Annotated in this window: 17 protein-coding genes and 1 tRNA gene; 10 read left to right on the forward strand and 8 right to left on the reverse strand. The window is 67.7% G+C overall.

Translation table 11 applies throughout. The annotated features are described in order from the left end of the window. Nucleotides 1-284 precede the first annotated feature (284 nt). The 4 genes from apaG to VGO20_RS12790 form a co-directional block, all read right to left on the reverse strand. Nucleotides 285-677, reverse strand: coding sequence for a Co2+/Mg2+ efflux protein ApaG (apaG, locus tag VGO20_RS12775; protein WP_327502735.1), 393 nt, complete (start codon nucleotides 675-677; stop codon nucleotides 285-287). 107 nt (nucleotides 678-784) lie between these two features. Next, complete coding sequence (locus tag VGO20_RS12780) at nucleotides 785-1,423, reverse strand: ATP-binding cassette domain-containing protein (protein WP_327502736.1); 639 nt, start codon at nucleotides 1,421-1,423, stop codon at nucleotides 785-787. Next, complete coding sequence (locus VGO20_RS12785; RefSeq protein ID WP_327502737.1) at nucleotides 1,420-3,138, reverse strand: ABC transporter permease; 1,719 nt, start codon at nucleotides 3,136-3,138, stop codon at nucleotides 1,420-1,422. Before VGO20_RS12785 ends, VGO20_RS12780 begins: the two co-directional genes overlap by 4 nt. A gap of 7 nt (nucleotides 3,139-3,145) precedes the next feature. Next, on the reverse strand, nucleotides 3,146-4,363 hold the full coding sequence (locus tag VGO20_RS12790) for an ABC transporter substrate-binding protein (protein WP_327502738.1): 1,218 nt from the start codon (nucleotides 4,361-4,363) through the stop codon (nucleotides 3,146-3,148). 317 nt (nucleotides 4,364-4,680) lie between these two features. Here VGO20_RS12790 and VGO20_RS12795 point away from each other — a divergent pair, with 317 nt between their 5' ends. From VGO20_RS12795 to VGO20_RS12805, 3 genes are all read left to right on the forward strand, one after another. Then, a complete protein-coding gene (locus VGO20_RS12795) occupies nucleotides 4,681-5,244 on the forward strand; it encodes a GNAT family N-acetyltransferase (RefSeq protein WP_327502739.1) in 564 nt (187 codons plus the stop codon). 35 nt (nucleotides 5,245-5,279) lie between these two features. Continuing rightward, nucleotides 5,280-5,353 (forward strand) — tRNA-Gly (locus VGO20_RS12800). Between the two features lie 75 nt (nucleotides 5,354-5,428). After that, on the forward strand, nucleotides 5,429-5,632 hold the full coding sequence (locus tag VGO20_RS12805) for a hypothetical protein (protein ID WP_327502740.1): 204 nt from the start codon (nucleotides 5,429-5,431) through the stop codon (nucleotides 5,630-5,632). Nucleotides 5,633-5,708: 76 nt separating this feature from the next. On the opposite strand, the gene VGO20_RS12810 is transcribed toward VGO20_RS12805, so the two are convergent. Both VGO20_RS12810 and VGO20_RS12815 read right to left on the reverse strand, forming a co-directional pair. Further along, nucleotides 5,709-7,157 carry a restriction endonuclease subunit S domain-containing protein gene (locus VGO20_RS12810; protein ID WP_327502741.1) on the reverse strand — a complete coding sequence of 483 codons (1,449 nt, stop codon included), beginning with the start codon at nucleotides 7,155-7,157 and terminating at the stop codon, nucleotides 5,709-5,711. Nucleotides 7,158-7,159: 2 nt separating this feature from the next. Continuing rightward, nucleotides 7,160-9,127 carry a type I restriction-modification system subunit M gene (locus VGO20_RS12815; protein ID WP_327502742.1) on the reverse strand — a complete coding sequence of 656 codons (1,968 nt, stop codon included), beginning with the start codon at nucleotides 9,125-9,127 and terminating at the stop codon, nucleotides 7,160-7,162. Nucleotides 9,128-10,155: 1,028 nt separating this feature from the next. Between VGO20_RS12815 and VGO20_RS12820 the strand changes: the two genes are divergently transcribed. The 4 genes from VGO20_RS12820 to VGO20_RS12835 are packed head-to-tail and all read left to right on the forward strand — an operon-like array spanning nucleotide 10,156 to nucleotide 16,045. After that, the gene (locus tag VGO20_RS12820) at nucleotides 10,156-11,055 is read left to right on the forward strand and encodes a metal ABC transporter substrate-binding protein (protein WP_327502743.1); all 900 of its coding nucleotides are present in this window, start codon (nucleotides 10,156-10,158) and stop codon (nucleotides 11,053-11,055) included. Continuing rightward, complete coding sequence (locus VGO20_RS12825) at nucleotides 11,042-11,881, forward strand: metal ABC transporter permease (protein WP_327502744.1); 840 nt, start codon at nucleotides 11,042-11,044, stop codon at nucleotides 11,879-11,881. The genes VGO20_RS12820 and VGO20_RS12825 overlap by 14 nt, the downstream gene beginning before the upstream one ends. Nucleotides 11,882-11,890: 9 nt before the next feature. Then, on the forward strand, nucleotides 11,891-15,004 hold the full coding sequence (locus VGO20_RS12830; RefSeq protein ID WP_327502745.1) for an efflux RND transporter permease subunit: 3,114 nt from the start codon (nucleotides 11,891-11,893) through the stop codon (nucleotides 15,002-15,004). Between the two features lie 24 nt (nucleotides 15,005-15,028). Next, nucleotides 15,029-16,045, forward strand: a complete 1,017-nt coding sequence (locus VGO20_RS12835) for a hypothetical protein (RefSeq protein ID WP_327502746.1) — start codon at nucleotides 15,029-15,031, stop codon at nucleotides 16,043-16,045. A 20-nt stretch (nucleotides 16,046-16,065) separates the two neighbouring features. On the opposite strand, the gene VGO20_RS12840 is transcribed toward VGO20_RS12835, so the two are convergent. Further along, nucleotides 16,066-16,296, reverse strand: coding sequence for a hypothetical protein (locus tag VGO20_RS12840; RefSeq protein ID WP_327502747.1), 231 nt, complete (start codon nucleotides 16,294-16,296; stop codon nucleotides 16,066-16,068). An 85-nt stretch (nucleotides 16,297-16,381) separates the two neighbouring features. Between VGO20_RS12840 and VGO20_RS12845 the strand changes: the two genes are divergently transcribed. Next, nucleotides 16,382-16,753, forward strand: a complete 372-nt coding sequence (locus VGO20_RS12845) for a hypothetical protein (RefSeq protein ID WP_327502748.1) — start codon at nucleotides 16,382-16,384, stop codon at nucleotides 16,751-16,753. Between the two features lie 113 nt (nucleotides 16,754-16,866). Continuing rightward, nucleotides 16,867-17,370 carry a hypothetical protein gene (locus VGO20_RS12850; protein WP_327502749.1) on the forward strand — a complete coding sequence of 168 codons (504 nt, stop codon included), beginning with the start codon at nucleotides 16,867-16,869 and terminating at the stop codon, nucleotides 17,368-17,370. Between the two features lie 68 nt (nucleotides 17,371-17,438). Here the strand turns inward: VGO20_RS12850 and VGO20_RS12855 are convergent, their stop codons facing one another. Next, on the reverse strand, nucleotides 17,439-17,870 hold the full coding sequence (locus VGO20_RS12855) for a DUF6524 family protein (protein ID WP_327502750.1): 432 nt from the start codon (nucleotides 17,868-17,870) through the stop codon (nucleotides 17,439-17,441). An 81-nt stretch (nucleotides 17,871-17,951) separates the two neighbouring features. On the opposite strand from VGO20_RS12855, the gene VGO20_RS12860 reads away from it, so the two are divergent. Then, a partial coding sequence (locus VGO20_RS12860; protein WP_327502751.1) for a hypothetical protein occupies nucleotides 17,952-18,365 on the forward strand: 414 nt, incomplete at its 3' end.

Raw genomic sequence — 18,365 nt, forward strand, 5'->3', positions numbered from 1 at the left:
CTCGGCGCGGGTGGGACGGCTCTCGTCGGAAACGGCGCGGCGCTGGTGGACCGGACCGCGAACGACGTTGTCTGCGGGCGTGGGCGTCGAAACAGTCACTGCGGAACCCTTTCGGTTTGAATACCGGCGCGTGTGCCGGTCTCATGTGCCGGCGCCGCCTTGTGCAATTCCGGCACGATGTTCGCGCCGGACTCTGCGAGGTTGGCGTTTCCGGCGCGCGTTTCAAGTGTTTCGGCCAGGCGCCTGCGATTGTTCCCAGGCGGGGCCGTCGAATTTCCCGGCGGTCAGTTGAGCCGGACTTCCTGGTGCGGGCTGTCGAGCGAGAAGGCCGGGATCGCGACGTCGAAGCGCTCTCCCTGCGTCGTCTCCATCTGGTAGGCGCCGACCATGATGCCCGACGGCGCCGAAAGCGGGGTCCCGCTGGTGTATTCGAACGACTGGCCGGGCTCCAGGACGGGCTGCTCTCCCACGACGCCGGGGCCCTGCACCTCCTGCACGCGGCCATGGCTGTCGGTGATCCGCCAGTGGCGCATGCGGAGCTGCACCGTCTCGCCGCCCGCGTTCTCGATCCGGACGTGGTAGGCCCAGACGTAATGGCCCTCGGTCGGGGAGGACTGGTCGTCCAGGTAGACCGGCTGCACAGTCACCGTGATCGAGCGGGTGGTCTGGCTGTACATGGTAAGCGGATCCTGCGTCCCGGATGCGTCGGTCTCTTTGCGGACCGGTTGAAGATAGGAGAAGATAGGAAAGGTGGACGGCCTTGTCCAGGCGACGCCCGGCGCGATCAGCCGCCGGAAAGGTCGATCACGGGACCGTCCGCCTCGCGCGCGTCGGCGGGGTCGTGGGTCACCAGCAGCGTCGCCAGGCCGAGGCTGCGGGCATGGTCGAACACGAAGGAGCGCAGCCGGCTCCGCAGCGCCGGGTCGAGCTTCGAGAAAGGCTCGTCCAGCAGCAGCGCCTGCGGCTCGGCCAGCAGCATGCGCAGCAGCGCCACACGCGCCCGCTGGCCGCCCGACAGCGTCGCGGGGTCGCGCGGGCCGAACCCCGCGAGCCCCGCCAGCGCCAGCGCCTCGTCGATGCGCGCCGTCCGCCCGCCCCCGCGCAGGCCGGCGGGCAGGCCGAAGGAGAGGTTCTCGGCGACGCTCATGTGCGGGAACAACAGGTCGTCCTGGAACAGGATGCCGACGCGCCGGTGCTCGGGCGCGAGCGTGCCGATATCCCTGCCGTCCAGCGTCACCCGGCCCTCCGCCCGGATCGCCGGGTCGAGCGTGCCGCACAGCCAGGCGAGGAGGCTCGACTTGCCCGAGCCGCTCGGCCCGGTCAGCACCGCGACCGTGCCGGGCTCGATCGCGAGGTCGAGCGGGCCGAGCAGGCGGTGCCCGTCGATCCACAGCGACACGTGGTGCAGTGCCAAGCCCCTCATCGCCGCCGCCCCGCCGCGAGCGCCGCCGCGAATCCCAGCAGCGGCAGCAGCATCTGCACGAAGGCGACGACCGCGAGCGCGCGGCGGTCGCCGCCGCCGGCCAGCGCCACCGCCTCGGTCGTCACGGTCGGCAGCCGGCCCGCGCCCGCGAACACGGTCGGCAGGTACTGGGCGACGCTGACCGACATGCCGACCGCCGCCGCGACCGCGATCGGCCGCGCCAGCAGCGGCAGCGTGATCGTCCGGAACACCCGGCCCGGCGAGGCCCCCATGCAGCGCGCCGAACGGGCGTAGCGCTCGTCCAGCGCGCGGTACGGGTCGGCGAGCGCCAGGAACACGTAGGGCAGGACGAACAGCAGATGGCTCCACACCAGCGCCGGCCAGGTGCCGTCGAGCCCGACCAGCACCAGCAGCACCTGGACGCCGAACAGAAAGCCGATCTGCGGCACCAGCAGCGGCGCGTAGAGCAGCCACAGCCCGCGCGAGGTCGGTCGGCCCCGGCCCGACCGCTGCTCGTGCTCCAGGCAGCCGAGGACGAGCGCCAGCGCGATGCCGGTCGACAGCGCCGCGGCGGCCACGGTGTTGGCGATGGGCCCGGCGAGCCCCGGCAGGGCGTCCGTCCAGCGGTCGAGGTTCCAGTCCGCCGGCAGCGCGTCGGGAAAGCGCCAGCGCGCCGCGACCGACCATACCGCCAGCACGGCCAGCGCCCCGCCGGCCGCGGCCGCGACGGCCCCGAACCCGGCGAGCGCCGCCACGCGCAGCCCTGTCGCCGGCCCGCCCCTGCGGCCCGACACGACCCAGCCGCGCAGCAGCCGTCCGACCGCCATCTCGGCGGTCCGGAACAGCCCGATCGCCGCCGCGACGAGCGCTACCTGCACCGAGGCCGCCGCCGCCGCCTGGAAGCGCAGCGACAGGTCGGGGTCGTTGAACCAGCGCAGGATCAGCACCGCGAGCGTCGGCGGCGTGCCCGGCCCCAGCACCAGGGCCATGTCGACGACCGAGAGCGAGAAGGCGAGCACCGCGTAGACCGGCAGGCGGATCTGGGGCCAGACCAGCGGCAGCACCGTCTTCAGCCAGGCCGCGACCGGCCCGTAGCCCATGCAGCGCGCGCTGGTGAGCGCTTGGTCCGCCCGCACCTGCCCCAGCGCCGCGATCACCATCATCAGCAGGAACGGGACCTCCTTCGCCGCCAGGGCCAGCGTCAGCGCCAGCCCCCAGGGGTCGTTGACCAGCAGCAGGTCGGGCGGGCGCTCCCAGCCGGTGGCCCAGGGCGATGCCAGGCGCGCGATCCAGCCGGAAGGTGCGACCAGGAAGGCGAAGCCGACGGCGAAAGCCGCATGCGGCACCGCCAGCAGCGGTGCCAGCAGTCCGCGCAGCGCCTGGAACCAGCGCGTGCCGTGCCAGCAGGCCGCGACCGACAGGGCCACGGCCAGGGCCAGCAGCGTCGAGGCGAGGCCGGTCGCGGCCGACAGCCGGACCGCGGTGGCGAAGCCCGGCGCGGCCGCGAGGTCGCGCCAGGGCTGCAGCGTCGGCACGGTTGCGCCCAGCGCCGGCAGCAGGCCGAAGGCCGGCAGCAGCGTCCCGACCAGGCCGACCGCGATCGGCCCGAGGAACAGGCCCAGCGTCAATGCGGGCACCCAGGCGAGGGAGCGCGGCCGGGCGGGCCGGGCGGCGTCCGGCCCGGCGGCCCGGGCCGCAAGGGCGGCCCGGGTCACTGTCCGGTCACCGGCTGTAGCGGTCGAGCCATGCGGCCTCGAGGCGGGTCGTCCAGGACGGGTGCGGCTCGGGCAGCACGCGGCCGAGCTCCTCCGGGCCCAGCAGCGCCGGGCCCCGGGGGATGGACGCGAACCGCTGCCGGTCCTCGGGCGGCAGCTTGGACGGGGCGAGGACGGTCGGGTCGCCCCAGACCTCGGGGTCGGCCTTGCGGGCCTGGGCCTCGGGCGAGAGCAGGAACTCGGCCGCGACCATCGCGCCTTCCTTGGCGCCGGCGTTGAAGGGGATGGCGAGGAAATGGGTGTTGCCGATCGTGCCGCCGTCGAGCACGAAGCTGCGGACCGTGTCCGGCAGCAGGCCGCGCTCGATCGCGGACGACGCCTCGGCGGGGTTGAAGGCGAAGGCGATCGCGGTCTCGCCGTCGTCGACGAGCTGGCGGAGCGCCGCGTAGTTGGCGGGGAAGCTGGCGCCGCCGCGCCACAGATGCGGGTGCAGCGCATCGAGGAAGCGCCACAGCGGCGCGGTCGCCGCCTCGAAGCCGGCCTCGTCGGGCACCGGGCCGGCGAGAACGGCCGGGTCGGGCGTCAGTTCGACGAGTGCCTGCTTCAGGAAGGTGGTGCCGGTGAAGTCGGGCGGGGCGGGGTAGGTGAAGCGTCCGGGATTGGCGGCCGCCCAGGCGCCGAGGTCGCGGATCGTGCGCGGCGGTTCGTCGAGGACGGCGCCGTCGTAGTAGAAGGTGAGCTGGGCCATGCCCCAGGGGGCTTCCAGCCCGTCGGTCGGCACGGTGAAATCGACCAGCGTCGTCGGCTTGCCTTCGGTATCGACATGGACGAAGCTCGGCAGCCGCCCGGCCCAGGGGCCGTACAGCAGCCCGGCCTCCTTCATGGCGGCGAAGTTCTCGCCGTTGATCCACAGCAGGTCGGCCCGGCCGCCCTCGGTGCGGCCGGCGGACTTCTCCGCCAGCACGAGGGTGACGGCCTCGCCGACGTCGGAGACCTTGACGTGCTCGAGCGCGACGCCGTGCCGCTCGCGCAGCTGGGCGCCGGCCCAGGCGATGTAGTCGTTGATCTTGGTATCGCCGGCCCAGGCGTGGAAATGGACGGTCTGGCCGCGCGCGGCCTCCTCGATCTCCGCCCAGCTCCGTTCCGGGGCCTGGGCCGCGGCCGCGCCGGCGAGCAGGACGGCGCCCGCCAGGGCCGCCGCGACGGTCTGCACGCAATGGGTCATTCTTCCTCCTCGGTGGGCCGCCGTTCGGCGTCCGGAATCGCGATGCCGCGCATGCGGGCCCTTCTCCGGGACCGCGAATGATGCTATATCGGGCGGCGTTAGAAACAAGTTGGTCCGTCGACCATGTCGCCGCAGCACGAAACACGACGACGAAGGACGCACCGTCCGCGGATTTCCGCGGTACGGCACGCCTCGACGCCGCGTGCCGCCGCCCATGGCACGGACCTGCAACGCTGAGCTTTCTCGCGTTGCCGGGTTCGCCTCCCGGGCCGGCGTGCGGTGATGACACCGACACTCCCGACCGGGAAGACGACCACATGACGATCTCCTTCGAACAGCCCGCCCATGCCGCGCCGATCGAGCGGCTGCTGGACGATTCCTTCGGCCCCGACCGCCTGTCCAAGACCGCCTACCGCCTGCGCGAGGGCGTGGCCCCGGTCGACGGGCTGTCGCTCGTCTCCCTGGACGCGGCGACGGGCGCGCTCGACGGCACGATCCGCTTCTGGCCGATCCTGATCGGCAGCATGGTGCCCTCGCTCCTCCTCGGGCCGATCGCGATCGCCGCCGGCAAGCGCGGCACCGGCATCGGCGCGGCGCTGATCCGCATGGGCGTCTCGCGCGCGGCGGCGCTGGGCTGGCGCAGCGTGCTGCTGGTCGGCGACGCCCCCTATTACGGCCGCTTCGGCTTCACGCGCGACCTGACGCGCGGCATGCTGATGCCGGGCCCGGTCGACTACGACCGCCTGCTCGGCCTGGAGCTGGCCCCCGGCGCGCTGACCGGCGTGGCAGGCATGATCGGCCCCTGGGCGGAGTTGGCCGCCGCCCCCGGGCTGCCCTGGCCGTGTGCCGCCATGCTCGAGACGATGCCGGCGACCGCTTGAAACCGGTGCCGGCATCCCCTATAACAGGGGGTGTCGCGGGTGTAGCTCAATGGTAGAGCAGAAGCTTCCCAAGCTTACGACGAGGGTTCGATTCCCTTCACCCGCTCCAGTTTTCTGGCGATTTTTGGGACAATATGGGACCCCCGCCGCGGCACAGTGCGTGCCCCGGCGGGGAGAGCCCAGTTTGGCCACCATCGAAAAGCGCGGGGCATACCATTTCTGCGCCAAGATTCGCATCCGCGGAGTTGCGGGGACCTGGACCTTTGAGGCGCATAAGGCCGCCGAGGATTGGGCTCGGAGGCTGGAAGGCAAGATCATTGGCGAAGAGTATGAGGACACCCGCGCGGCGAAGAATACGCCGAAACTGGTTTGCGATTCAATGACATAGCAAAACTTGCTGCGCGCTTCTCCGGAGGGGCACCCCCCCGGAGAAGCACTTTTCTCACCTGCCCCAGCTGGCGCGATCAGCCTCGCATTGACCACCCTGGACGCCCGCGCGCGACTGGCGGGATAGGAGGTTCCAACAGCGCAATCGCAGCGCTGATCTGGGACTTCAGCTCGGTCTTGTGTTGCATCACCTCCGCAAGGCGCCGCCCCTTCTCACGGGCTGAATCCGAAAAGGGAGAAGGAATTTTGACCTCGAGGAGGCGCTTGCCTAGTGTATCAATGACGTCGCGCGTGAATTGGCGCGCTCTCATCTGCCTGCGCGCAAGCGGGTGGTTCAGCAACGCCAGTAGAACATAAGGATCAAGGCGCTCCCGGTCGCGAACGCGGAGCCGGTAGAGACCACCGCAAACAAGAGCACGCCCGACGTCTGCCCCGACAATGGCTGTCGAGCCGACGAGGTAGGTGCCATCCCGGACAAGCAATAAATCCTCGGATTCAACGGCAGCCTTGAGCGCATGCTCGTGGTAGATCGCTTCGCTGACGCCTTGCTTGGGATCGCGCTTCACCTCAAGGTCAGCGATGTCCGACGTACGGAGGAAGGGGATCGTCCCGGTACCGTAGGCAAGCTTGCCAACCTCGATCCCGGTGGCTGCACTCAGCATTCCTTGCTCGACCAGATCACCCACCGTGACCCATGGCTCGGTGTCAGCTGCTTCAGCTTGGGTTAATGCCGCCTCGAGGACAGGGTCATAGTACTTTGGCAGCAGGACACGGTTGCGGATGCCAGCCACGGGAACAGCGAATGCGAAGCGGGCCTCCGCGCGCTCGCGGAGCATACGCATGTTGGAGTCGCAGACTGCGCTGATTTCCCGTCGAGCCGCGTCCTGGCCATCCACGATGCTTCTAACCATGGTGCTGACCGTATCAACGAGGCGTTGATCCCGCGGGATCGGTACGTGAACTTCGAGATGGCGGTCACCGATCTTGTCGATGATGTCGGCTGAGAACTGGCGGGCACGGATTTGCCTGCGGCAGAAGGATGTTGTCAGCGCTGCCAAAAGGTAGTGGGCGGACACCGGCGCGTCCTCACAAAGCCTCAGCCGAAACACATGATCTTGGAGGACCATCCGCGTCTCGCTGGCGGTCACGATGGCGACGGCGCCGACAAGGTAGGTTCCATGAGCAACCATGAGGATATCGTTTGCCCTGACATCCTGCTTGGCTGCGTACTCGAGGTAGATGTCCTCGGACACTCCCTTCTTGAAGTCCGCGCGGACGCGCCAGTGGGACAGGTCGCTCGTTCGCACGAATGGGATTTCTCCGCTCCCATAGTGCTCACGTCTGATCCAATCGCCCAGACGGCTCCCAGCATCGCCGGGCTCCAGAAGCTCACGAAGTGGGACCAACTCGAACTGTTGCTCTGCGACCCCCAGGCTCTCCGTGAGTTCGGGGTCGTAGTATTTCGGGATGAGGATGCGGGATGTGAGCTGATCCCGGCGGATTGAGAAGGAAAGGTGGTTGGGCATCTCTATCTCCGACGAGGTGCAGGCACCCATTGCAGGTGCGGCGCCATGTGCTCAGCAATGGTCGGCAGATCGTCCAGCAAGACCTCAGTACCGTCAGCCTCGCGGCGAACGGTCGGGTTGCCGCGGCTGTCGTGACCACACCAATCGGCGATGGCCATTTGAATGGGCTCATCGTCCGGCGGAGAGTTTTGGAGGATCACGACGCAAGTTTTAGCATGCGTATACGGCTGAAAAATCTCCTCCGGCAACGAAATGAATGCGCGTAGTTTGTACCTTTCGAGGAGATATTTCTGCACATATCCATAATTCGACATGCCGAAGATGCTCTCCGGAAGGACAATACCAAGCCTTCCGCCCGGCTTCAGGAGTTGAATGCAGCGTTCGATGAACAGAATCTGTGGCGTCTGGTCGTTTCGGAATCCTTGCTCCTCAACCCAATCGCCACCTCTCGGAATCCTCCAGCGCTTCGCAAGGGTGTACTGCGAGAGCTTTTGCTGTCCAGTAACCTTAATCTTAGAACCGAAGGGAGGATTGGTAAGGACAACGTCAAATGTTCCATGCCTGATCTGACCCTGAGTCATGGCCGACCAGTTGGCTGGCTGGTTGAGGCTGTCCTCGCAAAAGATGCCCCCACGTCCGTCGCCAATGATCGCCATGTAGGCCTTGGTGACCTTGGTGAGAAAGCCGTCCTTGTCCATTCCGCGCATGCTCCGGCTGGCTACATCACGCTTGCGACGCTCAAGAACGGCTGGGCTCCATCCGTTCGCGGCGCCCTGCTCCTCGAGTTGGCGCCAAATGTGCTCAAGCGCCACTACCAGAAAACCGCCAGAACCGCAGGCAGGGTCAATAACCGTTTCTCCGGGGCGCGGGTCAAGGAGGTGCACTAGCATCTGAACGACGTTGCGAGGAGTGAAGAACTGTCCTTCCTCACCTCTCACCGCCGGCCCTATGAACACCTCAAACGCATCCCCGATCGCGTCACGAGTGCTCTCCGTGATAGCAAAATTTTGCAGCTCACCGACCACATACCTGAGACTGTCGGCATCAAGTGAGATCACCTCGTGAGCCTGGAACACGTCAGGATATTCGTCCTTCACGTGTTGGAAGAGATCATCAATGCGCGCCCGTACGCGATCAGCGGGCTCATCGACAGCTGTTCTAAAGCGTGGCAGGTCGTCGGGAGGCGTGTTCAACTCATCATAAATTTTACAGAACAGAAGGGACATGATTTGTTCAGCGAGCGCTTGGTCGCGTGAAATGCCGACCGTGTTTCCTGCGAGATGGTTACGGATGTCGCGGAAATGCGCCTTGAGATTCACCGGAACCGTCAGCTCGCGACGACGCAAGAGGCCAATGTCATCGATGGTCTGACCGAATTTCGGAATCGTCGGAAGCGGAGAAAATTCGATTGTCCCATCTGGCATGTATTTCTTGTAAAGATAAAGGTGGTCCTCACCGTTGAACCACACGCCAATACGGGCGGAGGACATGGACAGGTAAAGCTTGAGCTGGCGCTCGCCGTCGTGCCGCGTCTTTCGCTTGCACTCCACAAGAATGAAAGTGTCATCCTCAAGCTTTCGCTCGGCCGCAAAGACCGCAATGTCCACGGGGTAGCTGCGCGCGCGCTCCTCAGACGGGCGCGCCCTCACCCTGAACTGCGGCCGTGTCGTGATCACCTCGACCGGATACCCAAAATCCTCGACCAAGCGTTGGGAAAAAACCTGAACGGCCTGAATCTCCTCAGGCGTGGCGCGGACCTGCCTGCCTGAAATGTAGTCCCGAATATAGCCAGCCCGGAGTTGGTCACCAGCGTCCGCGTCGGCTACGTCATCCGCTTCACCCAGCTCCGCATCAGCGTCGGCACCCTCGTCTATGCCTGTATCATCATCGCTCGGCTCAAGATTGCCCTCGGGGGTGTCGATGTCCTCGTTGGCGCTCTCGCTCTCGGGTTCAATGACGTTGTTGGTCACTCTGGGGGCGTTTCTACGGGTGCGAGGCATTTAAGCTGTTTCCTCTGTGCAGCGTTCGCGCGCCGTTCTATCGCAGAGGGGGCGCCGTGTCATCAACGCGCCGTCACGCATGCCGCTCACGCGACGGGCGCCCTGCCGCGGCATTGCCTCTTCGCCACGCGGCAGCAGAAATTTTTTCGTTCCTCCGGAGCGAGGTACATATAAGTCGGCTGTGAAGCGCACCACGAGCAAGCCTCTAGGATGCGACAACAAGATATCAGCCGACAGGATACCTACATGGCAGTCAAGCCTTCAGATTTGATCCAGGCCTTTGACCTCTGAGAAAAGGTGATTTTGCAGCGTTTCCCGCAGATTGAGGGCCTCAGGATTTTGTGGGTCGTCGACAAGCTGCGCGCATGATTTTTGGACACCATGGCTATGCTGGAGCGTGTCAAATGCCTCTTCCACCGGAAGCACTGTGCACGTTCATTCTCATCAACCATATCGCAATCGCGTACGGCGCGTCCCTGAATACTCGCCGCTGCCCGGGAGAGGGGCCCGACCTTGCGTCTCTGTTGCGGCGCTGGCGCCGTGTCGCACTTGGCGCATGGTGCGACCGCTCCGCTTCTCATGGTGAATAGCTGGAATTGGACGATGAAACCGGCGCCGCATGCGCGAGCGTTCCGGTCGAGGTGAACCGGTAATCATGGCCGTCGGCATTTGAACGTCCTGACGCATCGCTTCTACCCAAATTGGGTTATTTATGTAGTAACTTTTGGGGTATTGTGTTGCGCCGCTCTGGAGCTCGCGCAAATATTTGGAAGAAATTTGAGTGTGCATGAGGGTTTATTTGGGCCTGTGGTCTGTAAGAAAGCTCTCATCAATTCGAGTTACCCAAATTGTAGACTTTTCGCGCAAGGTCCTGCATCCTGTTTCCATACAGACGACTTTCGAAGTTGTGACGGGCGCGAGGGTGCATGATCCGGTTCCGGTTTCCACGTATTCAAACGACCATCGGCCGCCGTGCATCGCTGGCTGTCGGGGCCGCCATGCTGTCGGCCGCTCCGCTGGGCGCGGCGCAGGCAAAGCTGAACGTCTTCGCCTGTGTCCCGGAATGGGCCGCGCTGGCCGAGGCGATCGGCGGCGACGGGGTCGAGGTCACTCTCGCCACCTCGGCGCTGGACAATCCCGATGCCATCAAGCCGACGCCGGCCCTGATCGCCGACCTCAAGGACGCGGATCTCATCGTGTGCACCGGCGCCGGCCTGGAGGATGCTTGGCTCGAGCCGATGATCGAGCGCTCCGGGAACGCCGGGGTCGCACCGGGCCAGCCCGGTCATTTCCTGGCCAGCGCGTTCGTCACGCTGCTGGAGGACAGCCACGGCGGCGAGGAAGAGGATGAGGAGGAGGGGCACCTTCACGAGGAAGGCAACCCGCACATCCAGGGCGATCCGCGCAACGTGCTGAAGGTCGCGGCCCAGCTCGCCAAGCGGCTGTCGGTCATGGACGCGGAGAACAAGGCCGCCTACGGCCAGAACGCCAAGGCTTTCATCGGCCGCATGAACGCGCTTATCGGCGAGCTGGAGCAAAAGGCGGCGCCGCTCAAGGGCGTCAATATCGCGGTGCAGCACGAGCATTCGCTGTACCTGCTGGAGTGGCTGGGCGTCGAGGCGGCGGCGACCGTCGAGCCGGAGCCCGGCGTTCCCCCGGGGCCCCAGCACCTGGCCGCGGTCATCGAGGCGGTTCCCGCCCGGGACATGAAGTTCGTGATCCACGCCGCCTACGAGGATCCCGGCCCGTCCAAGTTCGTCAGCGACAAGGCGGGCATCCCGCTGGTCAATCTGCCCTTCACCGTCGGCGGCACGCCGGAGGCCAAGGACCTCTTCAGCCTGTATGAAGACTCGGTCGCGCGCCTGCTCGACGGATTGCAGGGCCGTGGACGCTCTTAGTCTCGACATCCTGGGCCCTGCGCTGGTCGCAGGGCTCCTGATCCTGGCGACTCACGTGCCGCTCGGCGCCATCGTCCTGAACCGGGGCATCATCTTCATCGATATCGCCCTGGCCCAGGTCGCAGCGCTCGGCGTCGTGTTCGGAACCGTCATGTGGGGGGCCGTGTCGGGCCTGGTGGTGCAGGCCTGCGCCGTCGCCGCGGCACTTTCCTGCTCGGTCGTGCTGACCTGGACCGACAAGCGCTTCCCGGAGATCCAGGAAGCGATCATCGGCGTGCTCTACGTCTTCGCCGCGGCGCTCCAGATCATCCTGCTGGCCTACAGCGCCAACGGCGCCGAGCACCTCAAGGCGCTGCTGGTCGGGCAGATCCTCTGGGTCACGCCGCTGCAACTGCTGGTCATCGGCCTGATCTACGCCGCGGTCCTGGCTCTCTGGTATTTCCGCGATCTGGCGCGCGAACGCCACCTGTTCTACGGCGGCTTCGCCGTCGTCATCACCGCTTCGGTGCAGATCGTCGGGGTCCTGCTCGTGTTCGCCTCGCTGATCGTGCCGGCGCTGGCGACCCGGCACGCGCCGGCGCGCTGGCGGCTGACCATCGCCTTCAATATCGGCGTGTTCGGCTATGTCGGCGGGCTGGTGGCTTCGGCCATCCTGGACATTCCGACCGGCGCCGCCATCGTCTGCGTCCTGGTGCCGGCCGCCGCGCTGGCGGCCGTGCTGATCGAGCGCCGCTTTGGCGGCGCCCGGGACGGGGTGCCGGACGGGGTGCAGGACGGGGGGGCGTACCGGCACGACGGCCCCCACGTCCATCAGCGAGCCGAGTGAGCGGCGGCCATGTTCGCGTTCCTCGTCAATGCCAGCCTCAAGAGCCGGGCTCTCGTCCTGGTCGCGGTCGCCGCCCTGATGGCCTATGGCGGCATCATCCTGGGCGGGCTGCGCATCGACGTGCTGCCCGACCTCAACAAGGGGCTGGTCACGATCCTGACCGAGGCGCCCGGGCTGGCGCCGGAAGAGGTCGAGGTGCTGGTCAGCTACCCGATCGAATCGGCGATGAGCGGGGCGGTCGGGGCGACGCGCGTGCGCAGCGTGTCGAGCACCGGCCTGTCGATCGTCTACGTCGAGTTCGACTGGGACACCGACATCTACCGCAACCGCCAGATCGTGGCCGAGCGCCTGGCGCCGGTCCAGGCGTCGCTGCCGCCGGACGTGCAGCCGCTGATGGCGCCGGTCTCCTCCTACATGGGGGAGATCCTGCTGATCGCTCTGTCCGGCGACTCGGTCGACCCGATGGAACTGCGCGAGATCGCCGACTGGGTGATCGCGCCGCGCCTGCGCGCGGTGGCCGGCGTCAGCCGCGTGGTGCCGATCGGCGGCCTGGTGCGCCAGTACCGGGTGACGCCGGACATCCTGCGCATGTCCACCCTGGAGGTGTCGATCGACGAGATCGAGGCGGCACTGACCAGCTTCAGCTCCAATACCGCCGGCGGCTTCGTCGATCAGGCCTCCCAGGAGTTCCTGATCCGCAACCTGACGCGCACCCGGAACCTCGAGGACCTGCGCAACGTCGTCATCAGCCAGCGCGACGGCCAGCCGGTGCTGCTGCGCCAAGTGGCCGACGTCTCGTTCGAGCCGAAGCAGCGGCGCGGCGATGCCGGCTACATGGGCGAGAGCGCAGTCATCGTGTCGGTCCAGAAGCAGCCGGACGCCGACACCGTCGCCCTGACGGCCCAGCTGGAGGAGGTGCTGGCCGGCTTGCAGAGATCGATGCCGGAAGGCGTGCGCGCGGACGAGATCCTGTTCCGCCAGTCCGACTTCATCGAGGCCTCCGTCGGCAACGTCGAGCAGGCGCTGATGGAGGCGATCGCCGCCGTCGCCGTCATCCTGTTCCTGTTCCTGTTCAACGTCCGCACGACCCTGATCTCGCTGACCGCGATCCCGGTCTCGGTGCTGATGACCTTCGTCGTGTTCCGCTGGTTCGGCCTGACCATCAACACCATGACGCTGGGCGGCCTCGCGATCGCCGTCGGCGAGCTGGTCGACGATGCGGTGGTCGACGTCGAGAACATCTTCCGGCGCCTGCGCGAGAACCGTGCGCTGGCGGTGCCGCGCCCGGCCCTAGAGGTGATCGTCGCCGCCTCCCAGGAGGTCCGCTCCGGCATCGTCTATTCGACCCTGATCATCGTCCTGGTGTTCGTGCCCCTGTTCGCGATACCGGGCATCGAGGGCAAGCTCTTCGCGCCGCTGGGCATCGCCTACATCGTCTCGATCCTGGCCAGCCTTTTCACCTCGATCACCCTGACGCCGGTGATGTGCTCGTACCTGCTGCCGCGCATGGGCAGCCTGGCCGAAGGGGAGAGCGTCGTCGTCCGTCACCTGAAGCGTCTCAACACGCGCGCCGTCGGCTGGGTGCTCGACCGGCCGACCCCTGTGCTCGTCGCGGTCGGCTTGATGGTGGCCGGCGCCGTGGCGGTCGTGCCGACGCTGCCGCGCGCGTTCCTGCCGCCCTTCAACGAAGGCACGCTGGTCGTGACCATGACGCTCGATCCCGGCGTTTCGCTGACGGAATCGGCGCGCATCGCCGCGGCGGCGGAGCGCGTGCTGCTGCAGGTGCCCGAGGTTGTGCAGGTCGGACGGCGGACCGGGCGCTCGGAAGCGGACGAACACGCGCTGGGCGTCCATGTCAGCGAGATCGAGGTCGATCTCGACTGGTCGGGGCGCCGGATCGACGCCATTCTCGAGGACGTGCGCGGCCGGCTCGGCGGCATTCCGGCGACGTTCAACATCGGCCAGCCGATCTCGCACCGGCTGATCGACCACATCCTGACCGGTGCCGCCGCGGAACTCGTGATCAAGATCTACGGCGACGATCTCGACACGCTGCGAACGCTCGCCCGCGACGTCGAGGGCTGGCTGCAGACGGTGCCGGGTCTGACCGACGTCGCGGTCGAGAAGCAGGTGCCGGTCCCCCAGATCCAGATCCAGGTCGATCCGGAACGCGCGCTGCTCTACGGCGTCCAGCCTGCCGACCTCGCGCGCCGCCTGGCCAACCTGACCAACGGAAACGTCGTCTCGGAGATCGTCGACGGCATCAAGCGCTTCGAGGTCGACATCAGGCTGCCCGATCCGGCGCGTTCTCTGGAGGGTCTGACCGGGCTGCTGGTCGACACGCCGTCCGGCCACGTGCCGGTCTCGATGATCGCCCGGGTCGTCGAGACCACCGGCCCCAACGAGATCCTGCGCGAGAACAACCAGCGCCGCATCCTCGTGACCGCGAATGGCGACGGCACGGACGGCAACCTGATCGCGCGCGAGATCGCCGAGATGATGGCGCAGATCAAGGTGCCGACCGGCTACTTCATGGCCTTCGAAGGCATCTATGCCGAACAGGCCAAGTCGACGCTGCGGCTCGTGGGGCTGGCCCTGGCCTCGGTGGCGATGATCTTCGCGATCCTGTACACGCGCTACCGCTCGGTGGTGCTGACCTGTGTGATCATGGGCAACGTGCCGCTGGCCCTGGTCGGCAGTGTCATCGCCTTGAAGGTCACGGGGTTGGAGCTGTCGATCGCCAGCATCGTCGGCTTCATCACCTTGACCGGCATCAGCACGCGCAACGGCATCCTGAAGGTCAGCCACTACATCAACCTCGTGCTGCACGAGGGCGAGAGCTTCGGGCGCCGGCTGATCATCCGCGGCAGCAACGAGCGCCTGGTGCCGGTCCTCATGACCGCCACCTCGGCCGGCGTGGCGCTGATACCGCTGATCATGGGGGCCGGCGAGGCCGGCAAGGAGATCCTGCATCCGGTCGCCGTGGTCGTCTTCGGCGGACTGATCAGCGCGACCGCGCTGGACGCCCTGCTGACGCCCCTGCTGTTCCATCGATTCGGCTTCGAGCCGCTCGACCGACTTCTGTCCGCCCAGAGGGGCGGCGTGCCGGCCGAGGCCTACTAGGATGCGCGAAGGAGGATACCGATCATGAGCGTTGCCGAACTCGTCACCCGCGATCCGGCGCGGCGCCAAGCCGAGTCCGCCAAGGCGGTCGCGGAGGTCGAGACGGTTGCCGGCGAGGAGCCGAAGCGGCAGGAAGACGCCGGGCACACGCCGGCCGGTGCCGCGGAAACCCCCGCTCCGGCCGCCGGCATCGGCATTGTCGTCCAGGCCGCCGCCGCGGGCGGCGTCGTCGGGGCGATCGCGGCGGTCGCCGCCGTCTTCGCCATCGGCGCGCTGAACCCACCGCTCGACGCGCGCGTCGGCCCGCTGGCCGATCGTCTCGCCGTCGTGGATACGCGTCTCGGCCAGTTCGACGAGGCGCTGCGGACCCTCAATACCGAAATGGCCCAGGCGATCGAGGCGGACGCCGCCTTCGGCGGGCAGATCGCCGAGCAGCGGGTCGAGGCCGAGGCGCTGCGGGCGCGTGTCGAGGACGCGGCGGCCGGGCAGAAGCTGGCGATGGGCGTGGGCTCGCCGTTCTTCAGCGTCGCCGTCGCCCAGCTGGAAGCGGCCGCCGCCTCGGGCACGCCGTTCGAGACGGAACTGGTCAACGTCTACACGCTCGCGGCGGACGACCCGCAGGTGATCGCATTGCTGCAGCGCTTGGCGGGCCCGGCGCGCACCGGCCTGCCTTCGGCCGACGCGCTGCGACGCCGGCTTTCGGAACTGGCCCAGGCAGCCGGTCTGCCGGTCGGCGACCGGCAGACCTATTACGATCTCGGCGCTTCCCTGGTCGGCCGCTATGTCGGCCTGTCGGCGCAGCCCTACGAGGTCGAGGCGGCGGTCACGGCCGTCGAGGCCGCCGACTGGGCGCTGCGGGACGGTGATGTGACGGGGGCGGCCACGAGCCTGTCCGTTCTCGAGCCGGGCTTCGCGCAGGCGCTGGGGCCATGGTTCGACACGGTCCGCGAGCGCCAGGCCGCGGTTGCCGCCGTGTCGGAGTTGAGCGGGATCGCGAGCGCCGCGCTGCGCGAGAAGATGCAGCAGGACGGCAGCCAATGACGGGTGCGAGGCGGTTCGGGCTAGCCCTGCGGCCGGCCGGGGGAGCGCCCGGCCTCGTCGGCCGGCAGCGCGCTTTCCGGGCGCATGTCGACGATTCCGTCGGACAGCATCGCCACGCCGGCCAGCGGCACACCCGGGTCCGACTCAATCAGCGTCGCGGTCGACAGTTCGGCCGAGATCTCGATGATCGTTTCCGCCGTGAGGCCCATGAGCATGATGAAGACGGGAACGAGGTAGGCAACGTAGGCCAAGATGCGGCTCCGGTCGGATTGGCTAACACCAACGATAAGGGTTTCGGCGGCTCGATGAAAGGGCTTGGCGCCCGGGATCGGCACCGTGGCGCCTGAAATCCCCGAGGAGGCGGCAGCGCCCGATCCCAACCCCCGTCCCGACCCCCGTCCCGACCCCCGCCCCGATCCAGGGCCGGAGCGCGAGCAGTGGTATCGGCGCCAGATCGAACGGGATCGCGAGGTCATGCTGGCCTTGAGCCGGGGGCTGGCGGGGAGCATCGGGCGCGAGCGCCCGATCGTCCGGCTCTGGCGCTGGCTGATCGACGACCTGCGTTCGGAGCGGCGCGAGCAGGCCGCTCTGGCGGGCGGGGAGGCGGGGGGCGGCGTCGCGGCAAGGCTGGTGCCCGGCGCGCTGGGCGTGGCGCGGCGCATCGGCGGGCGCCTGGCCAGGATCGGCCGGCGTGCCTCCAGGCGATGAACAGGGCGGTTGGCCGCATTGGCGGGAAGGCGATTGACGGCGCTATGACAAAAGGATTAACCCATGTTGGGCAAGGTTGCTGGATGCTGATGCCGCGCTTTCTCGGACATGCGGTGACCGGAGCCGTTCTGCTGGCCGCGTCTGCGGCCTGGGCGGGCGACGGTCACAATCACGGTGCCGCCCAACGCGCGATCGTCGTCTCGCCGCGCGCCGAGGTCCGGCTGGGCGGCCAGGAGGTCGTCGTCACCTACGGGGACGGCAAGCTTCTCGTCTTCCTGCAGCGCTATGTCGACGGCCAGCCGACCGTCGGCGCCGAGGTGTCCGCCACGGCCGATTTCCTTCCCCTGGACGTCCAGGAGATCGCGCCGGGCATCTATGCCAGCGAGCCGACGGAGCTTGCCGGGGGGCGCAACGAGATCGAGATCGCCTACACGATCGACGGCCGGACCGAGACGGCGGCAATACCGCTGACGATCCCGGGCGGGAGTGCGGTCGCGCGTGCCGCGCCCACTTCAGCGTCGGCCGGCTCGGTGCCGTCCCTCGCTCTGGCCCTGGCGGCAGCCTGCATCTTCATCGCGGTCAATGCGGTGCTGATGCGCCGCGTGCGGCAGGCCTAGCCATGGCGGCAGGGCATCGACAGGGTGACGGCGCCGGATCGGCGCCCGGTCCAGGCGTTCAGCCCGGTCTAGGCGTTCAGATTGTCCACGCTCACTTGGCCGGTCAGCCCCGTCCAGATGGGGATCCACGACATGCCGACGGCGAAGAGCCCGCCCAGCATGTACAGCGCGACGGTCGCCAGATCGCCGGCGCTGTCCAGCGTCACCAGCCCGGCATCGGCGAGCACCCAGACCAGCGTGCCCTCCAGCGCGACGGTCATGCCGATGCCGCCCAGGCGCAGCGAACGGAACATGGCCCTGAACAGCAGGATGTAGCCCAGGGCGTAGAAGGTGAGGCATGGCAGCTGCAACAGCCATTGCCCTGGGAAATCCGAACGGACCCAGTGAACGAAGGACCAACCGGTCGGATTGTACGTGGATAGGACCATGAACAGCGTGCCGCAGAGGCGCAGCAACAACGCCAGAGACCCGAAGACGCGGGAAGGCCGGCGGATTCGCAACGCTTGGATCCCGAAATGTGAACGGCAGCCCCACCAATGTAGCCGTGGCGCCGGGGCTTGTATACCGGGAGCGGGACCGACATGACCGCGGCTCCGACTCCGACCGCGGCCCTGACGCCGACCTCGACCCCGACCTCGACTTGGGCCGGGCTCGCGCGGCTGGCGCGAAACCGTGCAATCGCGCGGCCGGTAGGGTTGATCGCCTCCGCCGGCCTGCTGTTCGCGTTCGTGCTGGCCGGCAAGGCCGTGCTGCCGCAGACCGCGTCGCATGACCGCGTGCATGCCTATGCCGGGACTGCGGCGTCCGGGGAACCGATCCCCGTCCAGAGCCCGGCCGGGATGATCCCCGTCTTCCTGATGCGGGACGACCGCAGCTTCGTCCGCCATGCGGTTGCCGAGGCCGGGGACGACGGCGTCGTGCGGATCGAGTTCTTCCGATCGACGGCGGCGCAGGCGGCCGGCGCCACCGAGGCGCTGCTCCTCGAAGCGGGGCCG

This window comes from Arenibaculum sp. (assembly GCF_035998295.1).
Classification (GTDB): Bacteria; Pseudomonadota; Alphaproteobacteria; order Azospirillales; family Azospirillaceae; genus DASYHS01.